Annotated in this window: 14 protein-coding genes; 8 read left to right on the top strand and 6 right to left on the bottom strand. The window is 42.2% G+C overall.

Features of this window, described 5'->3' with window-relative positions:
- Nucleotides 1–123: 123 nt before the first annotated feature.
- From OGM63_RS01380 to OGM63_RS01365, 4 genes are all read right to left on the bottom strand, one after another.
- On the bottom strand, nucleotides 124–378 hold the full coding sequence (locus tag OGM63_RS01380; RefSeq protein WP_511041077.1) for an NB-ARC domain-containing protein: 255 nt from the start codon (nucleotides 376–378) through the stop codon (nucleotides 124–126).
- Nucleotides 379–414: 36 nt separating this feature from the next.
- Complete coding sequence (locus tag OGM63_RS01375) at nucleotides 415–837, bottom strand: hypothetical protein (RefSeq protein WP_263743708.1); 423 nt, start codon at nucleotides 835–837, stop codon at nucleotides 415–417.
- 209 nt (nucleotides 838–1,046) lie between these two features.
- Nucleotides 1,047–1,694 carry a restriction endonuclease subunit R gene (locus tag OGM63_RS01370; protein WP_263743707.1) on the bottom strand — a complete coding sequence of 216 codons (648 nt, stop codon included), beginning with the start codon at nucleotides 1,692–1,694 and terminating at the stop codon, nucleotides 1,047–1,049.
- A gap of 195 nt (nucleotides 1,695–1,889) precedes the next feature.
- Nucleotides 1,890–2,153 (bottom strand): hypothetical protein, encoded by a 264-nt coding sequence (locus OGM63_RS01365; protein WP_375340442.1) that lies wholly within the window; start codon nucleotides 2,151–2,153, stop codon nucleotides 1,890–1,892.
- A gap of 64 nt (nucleotides 2,154–2,217) precedes the next feature.
- On the opposite strand from OGM63_RS01365, the gene acs reads away from it, so the two are divergent.
- Nucleotides 2,218–4,191, top strand: coding sequence for an acetate--CoA ligase (gene acs, locus OGM63_RS01360; RefSeq protein WP_263743705.1), 1,974 nt, complete (start codon nucleotides 2,218–2,220; stop codon nucleotides 4,189–4,191).
- Nucleotides 4,192–4,316: 125 nt separating this feature from the next.
- Nucleotides 4,317–4,910: a PDDEXK family nuclease gene (locus tag OGM63_RS01355; protein WP_263743704.1), complete on the top strand. Its 594-nt coding sequence runs from the start codon at nucleotides 4,317–4,319 to the stop codon at nucleotides 4,908–4,910.
- Between the two features lie 31 nt (nucleotides 4,911–4,941).
- On the opposite strand, the gene OGM63_RS01350 is transcribed toward OGM63_RS01355, so the two are convergent.
- A complete protein-coding gene (locus OGM63_RS01350) occupies nucleotides 4,942–5,928 on the bottom strand; it encodes a DNA-methyltransferase (protein ID WP_263743703.1) in 987 nt (328 codons plus the stop codon).
- 96 nt (nucleotides 5,929–6,024) lie between these two features.
- Between OGM63_RS01350 and OGM63_RS01345 the strand changes: the two genes are divergently transcribed.
- The 4 genes from OGM63_RS01345 (at nucleotide 6,025) to OGM63_RS01330 (ending at nucleotide 8,639) form a co-directional block, all read left to right on the top strand.
- Entirely contained in the window at nucleotides 6,025–6,177 is a 153-nt protein-coding gene (locus tag OGM63_RS01345) for a hypothetical protein (RefSeq protein ID WP_263743702.1), read from the top strand.
- A 72-nt stretch (nucleotides 6,178–6,249) separates the two neighbouring features.
- Complete coding sequence (locus OGM63_RS01340; protein ID WP_263743701.1) at nucleotides 6,250–6,594, top strand: type II toxin-antitoxin system RelE/ParE family toxin; 345 nt, start codon at nucleotides 6,250–6,252, stop codon at nucleotides 6,592–6,594.
- Complete coding sequence (locus tag OGM63_RS01335; RefSeq protein ID WP_263743700.1) at nucleotides 6,566–6,886, top strand: helix-turn-helix domain-containing transcriptional regulator; 321 nt, start codon at nucleotides 6,566–6,568, stop codon at nucleotides 6,884–6,886. Before OGM63_RS01340 ends, OGM63_RS01335 begins: the two co-directional genes overlap by 29 nt.
- A gap of 568 nt (nucleotides 6,887–7,454) precedes the next feature.
- Complete coding sequence (locus tag OGM63_RS01330; RefSeq protein ID WP_263743699.1) at nucleotides 7,455–8,639, top strand: glycoside hydrolase family 10-like protein; 1,185 nt, start codon at nucleotides 7,455–7,457, stop codon at nucleotides 8,637–8,639.
- Between the two features lie 452 nt (nucleotides 8,640–9,091).
- Here OGM63_RS01330 and OGM63_RS01325 read toward each other — a convergent pair whose 3' ends face one another.
- Nucleotides 9,092–9,475 carry a mannose-binding lectin gene (locus OGM63_RS01325; protein ID WP_263743698.1) on the bottom strand — a complete coding sequence of 128 codons (384 nt, stop codon included), beginning with the start codon at nucleotides 9,473–9,475 and terminating at the stop codon, nucleotides 9,092–9,094.
- Nucleotides 9,476–9,648: 173 nt separating this feature from the next.
- Here OGM63_RS01325 and OGM63_RS01320 point away from each other — a divergent pair, with 173 nt between their 5' ends.
- The gene (locus OGM63_RS01320; protein WP_263743697.1) at nucleotides 9,649–10,401 is read left to right on the top strand and encodes a Uma2 family endonuclease; all 753 of its coding nucleotides are present in this window, start codon (nucleotides 9,649–9,651) and stop codon (nucleotides 10,399–10,401) included.
- Nucleotides 10,402–10,721: 320 nt separating this feature from the next.
- Nucleotides 10,722–12,596, top strand: a complete 1,875-nt coding sequence (locus OGM63_RS01315; RefSeq protein ID WP_263743696.1) for an NAD(P)H-quinone oxidoreductase subunit F — start codon at nucleotides 10,722–10,724, stop codon at nucleotides 12,594–12,596.
- Nucleotides 12,597–12,746: the final 150 nt, after the last annotated feature.

The raw sequence follows: 12,746 nt of genomic DNA, 5'->3' as shown, positions 1-12,746 counted from the left end.
GGGGGTGTCAGGTAGTACATCCAAGGCGGATAACTCCACTATTTAAGCGTGTCCATGCTGAAAGTAGAGTTGCTTAAACCTAAATTGCAAATGTCTGACTATATTTGACTATGTGATTTGGAACTATAACTGGACAATCTCTAATATCTCGGCTGCCAAATTCGATTTCTTTGCATTTAACCAGCAAATACCCCCAGGATAATCTTGTTCATGTCCTAGAGCGTATTGCGTTGCCAGTTCGGTTTTGCCGATTCCACCCATACCCGCTATTGCCGAAATTGCGACAGTACCAGGTTGCTGCAATTTTTCATGCAGCGTGGTAAGTTCCTGCTCTCGTCCAACAAAGTTAGCGACGCGTCGATGAGGAGTATTATATATGGGATTTGATGCCCGTTCCCTTCCGGGTGTCTGTAGTCAGTTATTAAATGTGATATTGTGACCACTACCACCTTGAATTACTGGGGCATTGGGGTTGTTAACATTATATTGTTCAGCTTCTCCACCGTAAACATTTTGGACATTCTGCCCTTGAATCTTGCCGATATTGATTTCTTGTTGGATCTCTTTGGCAAGGTTTTGCACCTCTTGAGCAAATTGGTTATCGTAATCCATTGCTTGCTTGAGGTAAGCTGTAACCGTTTCTAAATCTGGTTTCGAGCCTTTTTCCGCTGCTGCCAGAGCAGTTTCTGCTTTTAAGTTCCCGCGAAACTTCTGCCAAATCTTTTTCCGCAAATCATTGATTTTGGTGAGAGTTGCTTCCGTCAATTTCTCTATGGTCTTTTCAAATGCTTTGGTAAAAGCAAGGGTTGCGATCGCTCCAGCGGTTAACGGTTCCATAAGCTATTTTGTTAAGCGCAATTACACAGCATACTACCAGCTTGACTGCGGTAATTTCGGAAAAGTTTATATTAAGTTTACAGCAGATTGCGTTTTTATTGAATACACGTAGAGACGTTCCGGCGGAACGTCTTTACAGGGTTTTGGGTTTTATGCATGTACCTCCTAAACCGGAAATATGCTGTATATTAAACCAGATCGCCTATTTCTCACGACTGAAATTCTGGCAGTTGGCAAATGGCTTTGAGAACTTGCAATAATTCAATTGCATCTGGAGATTCATTCAAGTTCAGTAATGGCATTAACTGATAAGTTGGTGGTGTACTTTGTCTAAGATAAACATACTGATAACGCAGTCCATTTGTTATCAATCCCCATACAGATTCTTGCTGTTCTAAACTTTTATAAGCGTAGGTCAGCAGTTGCGGTAAACCCTGAAGCACGTCAGCTAAACTATTTTTCGTCTCAATTACTAACACCCAAAAAGGCGGCAGAGTAATTGCCTGAGCGTTGTTGATTGCTAAAATATCCATGCGTCCTTTAATATTTGTATCCTCATCTTCGATGGAAATAGCAATTACATCCTCCATCGTTAAGCGAATCAGCACATCATAAAATCCAGCCAATCGCATTAATGGGGCAAGAGTCAAAAATTTCACTAATCCTTCCGAAACTTTTCCCGCTGCGAGGTAACGTTTAAAGTCGTTGCTAATCCGCAATAAATCTTGCTGTTCAAACTCAGTCAGAGGTTGTAAGGTTAAGTAGTCTGTAAATGAGCCAATTGGCTGTTCTTGCAGCTTCAGCAACCGATGAACGTCGTTTAAAGATAGGTTACTGGCTTCTACGGTGAGTGTCATAGGTGCTGATAGAGTTGATTTGTACTAATCTTAATATTGTCGCAATTTACATCGGCATTAGCCCCGACGATTAAAATCGCGGCTACACGAACAAAGTCCGCCTGCGCGGACTAATCTGGAAATAGGGTTTTAAATTTAATTTGGCGAGATTAATAAAAGAGCGCTAAGTACAGCATTTGATTAATTCGTAGCAAATTAAACTTGGCAACACCCTGCAATGCCATTGTGACCCGACGCAATGCGATTGTGACTCGACGCAATGCCATTGTGACCCGACGCAATGCCATTGTGACCCGACGCAATGCGATTGTGACCCGACGCAATGCGATTGTGACCCGACGCAATGCGATTGTGACCCGACGCAATGCGATTGTGACTCGACGCAATGCGATTGTGACCCGACGCAATGCGATTGTGACTCGACGCAATGCGATTTTCCCTTAACTTAACGAAAATCAAAACACTTTTAGCAAATCTGCGTACAAAATAGTTTGCAGTAACAATATTAATTAGCGATCGCGTTATGTCTCAACCCACGATAGAATCAATCCTCCAAGAAAACCGTTTATTCCATCCACCAACTGAGTTTTCCCAAAATGCTCATATCAAAAGTTTAGAAGAGTATCAGCGCCTTTACGATAAAGCGAAGGCTGACCCCCAAGCATTTTGGGCAGAACTAGCCGAAACAGAGTTACACTGGTTCCAAAAATGGGATACGGTGCTAGATTGGCAACCACCTTTTGCGAAATGGTTTGTCGGCGGTAAGATTAATATTTCTTACAATTGTCTTGACAGACACCTCACGACTTGGCGCAAAAATAAAGCTGCACTGATTTGGGAAGGAGAACCAGGAGACTCACGCACTCTCACTTACGCGCAATTGCATCGAGAAGTTTGTCAGTTTGCGAATGTTCTCAAGCAGTTGGGAGTACAAAAAGGCGATCGCGTTGGTATTTACATGCCAATGATACCGGAAGCTGCGATCGCAATGTTAGCTTGTGCGAGAATTGGCGCACCCCACACCGTGGTTTTTGGCGGTTTCAGTGCGGAAGCTTTGCGCGATCGCCTCATCGATACTCAAGCTAAACTAGTAGTCACTGCTGATGGTGGTTTCCGAAAAGATGCGATCGTTCCTCTCAAAGAACAAGTAGACAAAGCTTTGGCTGATGGTGCTGTCCCAAGTGTAGAAAACGTCCTCGTTGTCAAGCGTACTGGGCAAGATATTTATATGCAGTTAGGGGGACGCGATCACTGGTGGCACGATTTGCAAAAAGATGCCTCAGCCGATTGTCCCGCTGAACCGATGGACAGTGAAGATATGCTGTTTATCCTCTACACTTCTGGCAGCACTGGCAAACCGAAAGGCGTTGTGCATACAACTGGTGGTTATAACTTATACAGCCACATGACCACCAAATGGATTTTCGACTTACAAGATACTGATGTATATTGGTGTACTGCTGATGTAGGTTGGATTACGGGACACAGTTACATTGTCTACGGTCTCCTTTCCAACGGTGCAACCAGCCTCATGTATGAAGGTGCGCCCCGTGCTTCAAATCCTGGCTGTACTTGGGACATTATCGAAAAGCACGGTGTAAATATTTTTTATACTGCACCTACGGCAATTCGTGCTTTTATCAAAATGGGCGAACATTTGCCGAAAGCGCGAAATCTCTCTTCGCTGCGGTTGCTGGGAACTGTTGGCGAACCGATTAATCCGGAAGCTTGGATGTGGTATCATAAGATAATAGGCGGGGAACGCTGCCCAATTGTTGATACCTGGTGGCAAACGGAAACAGGCGGTATCATGATTACGCCGTTACCAGGAGCAATTCCCACTAAACCCGGTTCTGCAACTTGTCCCTTTCCCGGAATTATCACGGATGTTGTAGATTTGGAAGGCAATTCTGTACCGAATAACGAAGGCGGTTATTTGGCGGTGCGTTATCCTTGGCCTGGTATGATGCGGACTGTATACGGCGACCCAGAACGATTCCGCCGCACTTATTGGGAACACATCCCCCCCAAAGATGGGAATTATATCTACTTTGCTGGGGATGGTGCGCGGCAAGATGAAGACGGGTATTTCTGGGTAATGGGACGAGTAGATGATGTGCTGAATGTGTCCGGGCATCGTTTGGGGACGATGGAGGTTGAATCGGCGTTAGTGTCTCATCCGGCGGTTGCTGAGGCTGCTGTGGTGGGTAAGCCGGATGAACTTAAGGGTGAGGAAGTTGTTGCTTTTGTGACTTTGGAAGGCAGTTTTGAGGCGAGTGAGGAATTGAGTCAGGAGTTGAAAAAGCACGTTGTGAAGGAAATTGGTGCGATCGCTCGTCCGGGAGAAATTCGCTTTACTGATGCTTTGCCAAAGACGCGATCGGGTAAGATTATGCGGCGATTGTTGCGAAGTCTGGCTGCGGGGGAAGAGGTATCGGGGGATACTTCGACTTTAGAAGATCGGAGTGTGTTGGATAAGCTGCGGGAAGGGGCTTAAGAAAGTCTCACGCAAAGTCGCACCAGACGCAAAGCAAAGAGTTGTTTAGGCGTCTTTGCGTCTTAATCCGAGAAAGAGTTTTCAACTAATTTGTAGGTGTGACTTATGTACAGAATAAATGCAGCGTGAAGATTGTACAAGAGGTATTACTAATTAATCGTGGTAGTTTTGAGGAGTCTCAAGAGTGGACTGTTATTCAAAATGAGATTCGCAATGCTATCCAATTAATTGTTTACCCACCTGGAGCATTAAATTTCACAATTAATCCTACATCGCATGGTAATGGTGTCAAGCCTATCAAAAATGCTTGTATGATAGCTCTTAAAGAAAATTTTGGATGGCAACTTGAAACCAAAATTACATATGCAACTCGCTCTCCAGGACGAGTAGATGCTACTAAAAGATTAAATGGTGATTTATTTGCTCTTGAATGGGAAACTGGTAATATTTCATCAAGTCACCGTGCAGTTAACAAATTGGTTCTTGGACTGTTAAGAAAAGTATTTTTGGGTACAGCTTTAGTGCTTCCTAGCAGGAAACTGTACCCTTATCTTACTGACAGAATTGGAAATTATGAAGAATTAGAACCTTATTTTGATGTCTGGCGGTCAGTTAACATAAATGAAGGATTTCTAGCTATATTTGTAGTTGAACATGATCAGGTAGATAGTAGCGTGCCGCAAATAACAAAGGGTACAGATGGTCGTGCTTTAATATAGAAATTTATCAACGCTCTTATCGCATTTTCACCTACATATATGAAAACAAGTCTAGTTGTGTTGAATCTATTGATTGCTTTTTAAGTTTTCTTTTTCCTCTCGCTGATTCCCATTCTTCTACATTTCCATTAGCTAAATCAGTTAGCCGCTTCACTGCTGGTTTTATATCACCAATTTCTGTACCTAACCAATATCGATGTAGCTTTTCTGCGGCATAAAATGTAGTACCAGAACCTCCAAAAGGGTCAATTATAATTTGTCCCGGATTAGATGCTATGGCAATTATACGCTCCAGCATTATAGGGGCTAACTCATTAGCTCCCCTTTTCTTGTGCTGAGGATGGCGTACTGGTGGAATATCACTCCACATTTCCTCAAGTTCAGTCCACACTTCCTCATTTTTATCAGTTGTACAAGTATCTTCCCAGACTTCTTCCGGAGCATCCCAAATATCCATTAAATTGATACCTTTAGGATTTAACTTTTTCCGGTGTCCTCCATAATCTCGAATTTCGCCACCGCAATGTCGGCAAAGTTGAATTGGTGCATAAACTTTATTGAAAACTGTCGGTTCACCTTTTGTATAGTAAAGTAATCCATAATGCGCGGGAGACATTCGCTTACCGCGAGGAAAAGCTTTCGGCATTCTGCACGCAATCCAGTGGCGAAAAAGCATACCTTTTTCATTTAGATATGCACCATACTCAATGCACCATTTAGGTAAGTTAAAAACGAATAAACTAGCACCAGGCTTTAAGACGCGAATAGTTTCATTTAACCACTGTTTTGACCATATAAGGTACTCATCATTTTTCATTTTATCGCTAACATCTTTACCGTAATCTTTACCAAGGTTAAAAGGTGGATCGGCAAAGACAACATCTATACAGCCATCAGGAAGAGCATTTAAGAATTTGAGACAATCTGCCTGATAAAGAATTCCGTAATTGCTTTGATAAACCTCAATCAATTCTTGATTCTTGCTATTTAAAGTTGATTTTATATTTATAGGTAGCATTGAGATTTTCTCTGATTTACTAGTTGGGGTATGAATATTAGTAAACGTTTTAATATATTACATCAACAATAGTCTTTTATTCTAAGTAGAAAAATAATGCAAGCAAATATCACAGATGGTGATGGAGTATGGCAGGATGAAGATGGGTATTTCTGGATAATGGGACGAGTAGATGATGTGCTGAATGTGTCAGGACTACCATCGCAGAGTCGCAAAAAATTTAAAGAGCGTCTTTGCGTCTTGACGTGAGAATGCAAATTCATATTTTTAAGGGCGATCGCTTTCAAGTAAATTAAGCAATGAAGCATTGACAGTTAAAGAGTGGAAGCACAACCTAGAGAAATTAGAAACTACCAAACAGCAGAGGGAAGAAGTCCTTTTGCAGAATGGCTTGATTGTTTAAGAGATATGAGAGCCAGAGTTAAAATAGAAAAGAGGCTTGAACGAGTCAAGTCAGGTAACTTGGGAGATTATCGCTCAGTAGGGGAAGGAGTTTTTGAACTGAGAATTGACTATGGTCCTGGCTACCGCGTTTATTTTGGACAAATAGGGTCAACGATAATAGTTATACTCTCTGGTGGAGATAAAAGTACGCAAGAGCAAGACATTCTTACAGCTAGGGAATATTGGAGAGATTATGAAAGAAGTGAAAGCACCAAGAAGTAGCAGTTACCACGATTATTTAATTTCTTCTCTTAAAGATCCTGAACATGCTGCTGCATATATTGGGGTTATGTTGGAATTGGAAGAAGAAGAGAGTGAACCGGAATTGCTGCGTAAGGCGTTAAAAAATGTGGTTGATGCGCGTTTACTGTCAGATAATCTCTCGCAAGAAGCGAAACAGCATTATGAACAGCTTGATAAGATGCTGTCAGAAAGTGGTGGAACTGAAATTTACACTTTGATTTCGTTTTTGGATGCTCTTGGATATCGGATTGCGTTAGTACCGAAAGATTGATGCGGTGGTGAGAGTGCGTTAGCGAAGCTCGCAGAAGGCATCGCTCTTCACATTCTCCGAATTATCACATAGTCATAGAGCAATATAATTGTATTTTATTTAACTTACAGCAAATTTCAGGTTTCGGAGGTACATGGGTAAAACCCAAGACCTTGTAGAGACGTAGCATTGCTACGTGTCTACGTATATTTAATAACAACGCAATCTGCTGTAAGTATCTAAAATTCTAAATATTTTTCCTGAGAAATATAGTTTTGATTAAAAATAGCAACTATGAGACTAATTTAGTGTAGCGATCGCATAACATCATGTTCGTTGGAACACTTTTATTATTTATGAGGTCGGTAATCAAGTAGTGGTTTTCTTTGATTACCAATTGCTAATTACTTGTATATCGAGTGATTCGTCTAACAACTCAATATTTTCACAAAGCTATTTACGGATGAATTGAAAGGTGCTATGGATACACACACGGACTTCTGAGTCAAAGTTATCAGAATTACCGTTCTTGTTTCCATCAAAAAACAGGTGCGTTCCTGTTGAAGTAATTAACTTATCATTCAAAACAATGAAATTACGTATAATTACTTTAGGTTTGTGGGGTTGGATTCAATGTTTATTGCCAGTCTGGTTTTTAGTATCATTTATTACAGTAAATCAGATAAATAGCCTGCAAGCGATCGCTCAACAACCCCGGCAGGAAATTCGGGGAGTTTGGCTGACTAGTAATGATTTTGACATCCTCAAAAATCGAGCAAAAGTGAAGGATGCTATGAGTCAATTAAGGCGGCTCAATTTCAATACAATCTATCCTGTAGTATGGAATTCTGGTTATACATCGTACAAGAGCGCTGTAGCCAAAAAAATCGGTATCCCCTTCTTTGATAGCGGTTCTGAGGGACAAGATATTCTTGCAGATGTGATTTCTCAAGCTCATCGACAAGGGTTACTGGCAATTCCCTGGTTTGAGTTTGGTTTCATGGCTCCCCCAACTTCAGAACTAGCATTAAATCGTCCTAATTGGCTCACGCAAAAGCGGGATGGTAGCGAAACTTCAATTAGCGTCGCCGGTGAGGTTGTTTGGCTCAATCCTTTTCTTCCAGAAGTGCAACAATTTATCACCAACCTCGTGTTAGAAATTGTTACTCAGTATGATGTCGATGGAATTCAATTTGACGACCACATGAGTTTGCCCAACCAATTTGGCTACGATAAATATACAGTAGCTTTATATACTAAAGAGACGAAAAATAATCCGCCAACTAATTTTGAAGATGAAGCATGGGTGCGGTGGCGGGCAGATAAAATCACAGTATTCATGATACAACTCAACGAAGCTGTCAAAGCAAGAAAACCGAATGTGATTTTCTCTGTTTCCCCCAATTATTACGACTTTGCGTATAAGTTACATCTCCAAGATTGGCTCGGTTGGGTAAGGCTAAATATTGTAGATGAACTAATTATGCAGGTTTATCGTCAGGATTTGTCAAGTTTTATCGGAAACATTAGCCGTGCAGAAATTCAGGAAACACAAAAGATAATTCCCACCGGAATTGGTATTATGGCAGGGTTGAGAAATCGCCAAGTTCCCATCGCACAAATTCAATCGCAAGTGCGAGCAGCTCAACAACGTGGTTTGGGTGTAACTTTCTTCTACTACGAAAGCCTTTGGGATTATGCTCCAGAATCGGTTAGCGATCGCCAAGGAGCATTTCAAGCTTTGTTCCCCTCGGACGCACCCCGCACCAAGTAATTGATAATGGGAATTAAGTAGGGAGGCACAATTAAATATAAGATAAAACCTCACCACGCCAGTTGCTACAACGGGGGGAACCCCCGCAACGCACTGGCTCCTCAATCCCTCTACGCAGTGTAAGGAGAGGGATTGAGGAGCCAGGGTGAGGTTTTATGTTTAATTTGACCCACTTACTTAGGCAATTTCAGGAGGCGTAAAGGAAAATCCCAACTAGCGATCACCTTTATAGGCAGAGGGGAAGGGAGCGATCTTGCGGGGGGAACAAGCCCTTCCCCTAGAAGTGGAGCTGCATCGGAACATGGGTATCAAGCCCCGTCAAGCGAAGGACGCTTGGACGCAAGCCGCGAGTACAAGCTCCGTCAAGCGTCTCTCCCCCTGCAAAGCTGCAAAGCTGCTAAGAGTGCCTCTTTTGACAACTCATTTAGGATTACTATAGCTTACACCCATCACTAACGATCAAATGTCAGGTTTCCATCATTATTAGAAATGACTCTATTTAAATTCAAGCTTGTGGATCTAAAGTCCCCATTAAACGTTTTACAATCTCCTTGTAATGAAACTCCGCTCAGTCCTACATTTTTGCAAGTACTAGCATAACCTCCACTTATTGTTAAACGTCCATCCCTATTTCCTATTCTTCTATTCAAATCCAAAGAAGTCCTACGGGGATTAGCACTACGGTCTTTACAAGTTGCGCTCAAAATTGTACCATTCAGTGCAGTATCTCCACAGCTACGAGAAAAATTTCCAGCTAAAGCTTCTTTCCCTAAAGGGTTCAAACATGCAACTGTCATAGAGACAAAACATAATATTGATAATGTTTTGTTGTTCATTATTTTGACACTTCCTGATTTTTTATTAGACTACACTATTTAACATAAGTGTAAGTACCATCAACTTATGCAGTAGATGAATAATTGCATTCACTCAGAGTCAGTGAGTATTTTTGCTTGTCCATTGCCGTCAATTTTAAAATAAAATTTAGATACACATCTGGTTGTCGCTTATGACTTCCCTATCAACATTCACCTTACCTGATCATACCCAGTTACCTGAGTCAGATGGTACATTTGTGAAAAACTGGCAAGAGCATCCCCAAAGTATCTTACTAACAGACTCGATTACACCTGTCTTAGAGCAACTCCATCCCGATAGTCAATATTGTATCGGACAAGATTTAGGTATCTACTGGCGCTTGACAGATCCACCAGAAAAAGGGGCAGAAGCACCAGACTGGTTTTATGTACCCAATGTACCACCTACTTTAGAAGGTAAAATGCGGCGTTCTTACGTGCTGTGGAAGGAGTATGTTGCACCGTTAATCGTGATTGAATTTGTATCAGGGGATGGTAGGGAAGAAAGGGATAAAACGCCGCCTTCTTCACAGGGAGAGGTTGGTAAGTTTTGGGTTTACGAACAAGCGATTCGCGTACCTTATTACGCGATTTATGAAGTGTTAAAAGAACAAGTTGAAGTTTATCATCTCGTTGATAATACTTATCAAATTCTGCAAGCAAATGAACGAGGACATTATCCCATTACCCCAATGGGGGTAGAGTTGGGAATTTGGCAAGGACGGTATCAAAATGCAGAATTACCTTGGTTGCGGTGGTGGGATGCACAAGGTAATTTATTGTTAACAGGAGAGGAACGAGCAGAAGTTGAGCGACACAAGCGGGAGAGAATTGTTGAGAAGTTGCGTACCCTTTCCCCTGAACAACTCAACGCTTTGGGAATTGACGCCCAAATGTTGGATTAGCCCGAAACCCTTGTAGAGAGGTAAGCTAGCTACGTCTCTACTTTTTTACCAGATGTCTATTGTAAAGAGGTTCCTTTCGTAACGTCTCTATGAGGGTTGCAATGTTTTGATTAACAGCTTGACAAAAGTTACATCTTACAGTTCACAAACCATAGATAAATCTCGCATCAGTACCAAGAATTTTTTGATGATTTAGCTCTTACGTTGTTCCGACTTAAACGGTAAGCTACTTTCATGGATATAGATTATTATTTATGCATAAAATGATAATTATAGGTATAAATCTATTTAATTAGTCTTATCGTGTCAGGATAGAACGGATGGCTCAACTTGTTACTCAAACTGCTTGGTTAATACCGTGCTATGCATTACTTGGCATGGTTTTATCGGCACTCTGGTTTCCGTCGATTACTCGTCGCACAGGACCAAGACCGGCAGGATATTTCAACTTAATCGTGACTTTGGTGGCGTTTGTCCACAGTGTTTTGGCATTTTCTTATCTGTGGAACCAACCTGCTCAATATGAGTTTATCTCTTGGCTGCAAGTTGCCGGGTTAAATTTAACAATTCCTCTAGAAATCTCATCTCTCAGCCTGGGAGCCTGCATTTTGGTTACAGGGCTGAACTTGCTCGCACAACTTTATGCGATCGGTTATTTGGAGATGGATTGGGGTTGGGCACGCTTTTATGTTCTCCTGGCAATGTTTGAAGCGGGGATGTGTAGCTTAGTTCTGTGCAATTCCCTGTTCTTCGGCTACATGGTCTTGGAAATCTTGACTTTAGGAACTTACCTGCTGATTGGTTTTTGGTTCAATCAGTCTTTGGTGGTTACGGGAGCGCGGGATGCATTCCTCACCAAGCGCGTGGGTGACTTATTTCTCTTGATGGGTGTTTTAGCACTTTATCCCTTAGCTGGTACTTGGGATTTTCGGGAGTTAGCTATTTGGGCACAAACGGCTGAAGTTGATCCAAAAGTAGCAGCACTGGTAAGTTTAGCACTGATTGCAGGACCGATGGGTAAATGCGCTCAGTTTCCGTTGCATCTGTGGTTAGATGAGGCGATGGAGGGTCCGATTCCCAGTACAATATTACGGAATTCTGTGGTAGTGGCGACTGGAGCTTGGGTGCTGGTGAAACTAGAGCCGGTGCTGGAACTTTCTCCGTGGGCAATGACGATGACGATCGCTATCGGTGCAATCACTGCCATTGGTGCAATATTGATTGCGATCGCTCAAATTGATATCAAACGTACTCTCTCATATCTCGTCAGCGCTTACATGGGTCTTGTCTTCATTGCCGTTGGTAGTCAGCAAATCGAAGCGGCTCTGTTGATTGTACTAGCTCATGCTGTAGCAATGGCAACTTTAGTAGCGAGTTGCGGTTCAATTATTCTCAACTGCATAACTCAAGATGTAACTCAATTAGGCGGGCTTTGGAAGCGTCGTCCAGTTACCGGACTTTCCTTTATTGCTGGTATCTTGGGGCTAATTGCAATGCCTCCCCTTGGTGGATTCTGGGCAATGTTGAAATTAGCAGATGGGTTGTGGAACACTCAACCTTTACTGGTAGGGCTGGTACTGCTAATTAACACTTTGACTGCCTTTAGCTTAGTTCGCGTATTCGGTCTGATTTTTGCGAATAAGCCGAAGCAAATGACCGAGCGATCGCCTGAACCTCTGTGGGCTGTAATCCTACCCATGACAGCCTTAGCAGGCTTTACGCTTCATATCCCAATGATTCTCCAAAGTTTGTCTCTTCTCCCCGAATGGGCAACATTGAATCAAGATGTCGCATTGCTGCTTACTTGGTCTAGCATCTTTGGTTTAAGCATTGGTGGAATTATATACTTAGGCAACGTCATCCCCAAACCGATTCGCTTGCCCTGGAAAGGCTTGCAAGATTTATTCGCCTACGATTTTTATACACCAAACTTATATCGCTCCAGTGTTGTGGGTGGTGTAGATATATTTTCGCGCATCGTTGATTGGGGCGATCGCTATCTCATCGATGGATTGGTGAATTTTGTCGGACTTGCTTCCATATTTGGTGGTGAAGTCCTCAAATATGGCAACTCAGGCAAAACTCAATCTTATGCCTTAACTATCACCATCTGTATCAGTGCGATCGCCCTTTTTGTCATCCTCTCATTTGTACCTGACTTAAAGCAAATTCTTCAGACTTTAATATCACAATAGATTTCTTGTAATAAACATCTCTTGGAAATCGAAGACGCGATAAATCGCGTCTCTACAAAGGGTTTTGGGTAACGCATAGTTAATTTTCAAATAGGTTGTCTAATAGATAAAGAAAGATTTTTCCCCTGTCCCCCTCCCCCCCTGTCCCCC

Origin of the sequence: Plectonema radiosum NIES-515, from assembly GCF_025753815.1 — a bacterium.
GTDB lineage: Bacteria > Cyanobacteriota > Cyanobacteriia > Cyanobacteriales > Nostocaceae > Hassallia > Hassallia radiosum_A.
Note: the sequence above shows the minus strand (reverse complement) of the source record. Positions and strands in the feature narration are given on the sequence as shown.

Coding starts and splice junctions, on each gene's coding strand:
- OGM63_RS01375 (WP_263743708.1), bottom strand. CDS start 837: ATGGAACCGTTAACCGCTGGAGCGATCGCAACCCTTGCTTTTACCAAA.
- OGM63_RS01370 (WP_263743707.1), bottom strand. CDS start 1,694: ATGACACTCACCGTAGAAGCCAGTAACCTATCTTTAAACGACGTTCAT.
- acs (WP_263743705.1), top strand. CDS start 2,218: ATGTCTCAACCCACGATAGAATCAATCCTCCAAGAAAACCGTTTATTC.
- OGM63_RS01350 (WP_263743703.1), bottom strand. CDS start 5,928: ATGCTACCTATAAATATAAAATCAACTTTAAATAGCAAGAATCAAGAA.
- OGM63_RS01345 (WP_263743702.1), top strand. CDS start 6,025: ATGCAAGCAAATATCACAGATGGTGATGGAGTATGGCAGGATGAAGAT.
- OGM63_RS01335 (WP_263743700.1), top strand. CDS start 6,566: ATGAAAGAAGTGAAAGCACCAAGAAGTAGCAGTTACCACGATTATTTA.
- OGM63_RS01330 (WP_263743699.1), top strand. CDS start 7,455: ATGAAATTACGTATAATTACTTTAGGTTTGTGGGGTTGGATTCAATGT.
- OGM63_RS01325 (WP_263743698.1), bottom strand. CDS start 9,475: ATGAACAACAAAACATTATCAATATTATGTTTTGTCTCTATGACAGTT.
- OGM63_RS01320 (WP_263743697.1), top strand. CDS start 9,649: ATGACTTCCCTATCAACATTCACCTTACCTGATCATACCCAGTTACCT.
- OGM63_RS01315 (WP_263743696.1), top strand. CDS start 10,722: ATGGCTCAACTTGTTACTCAAACTGCTTGGTTAATACCGTGCTATGCA.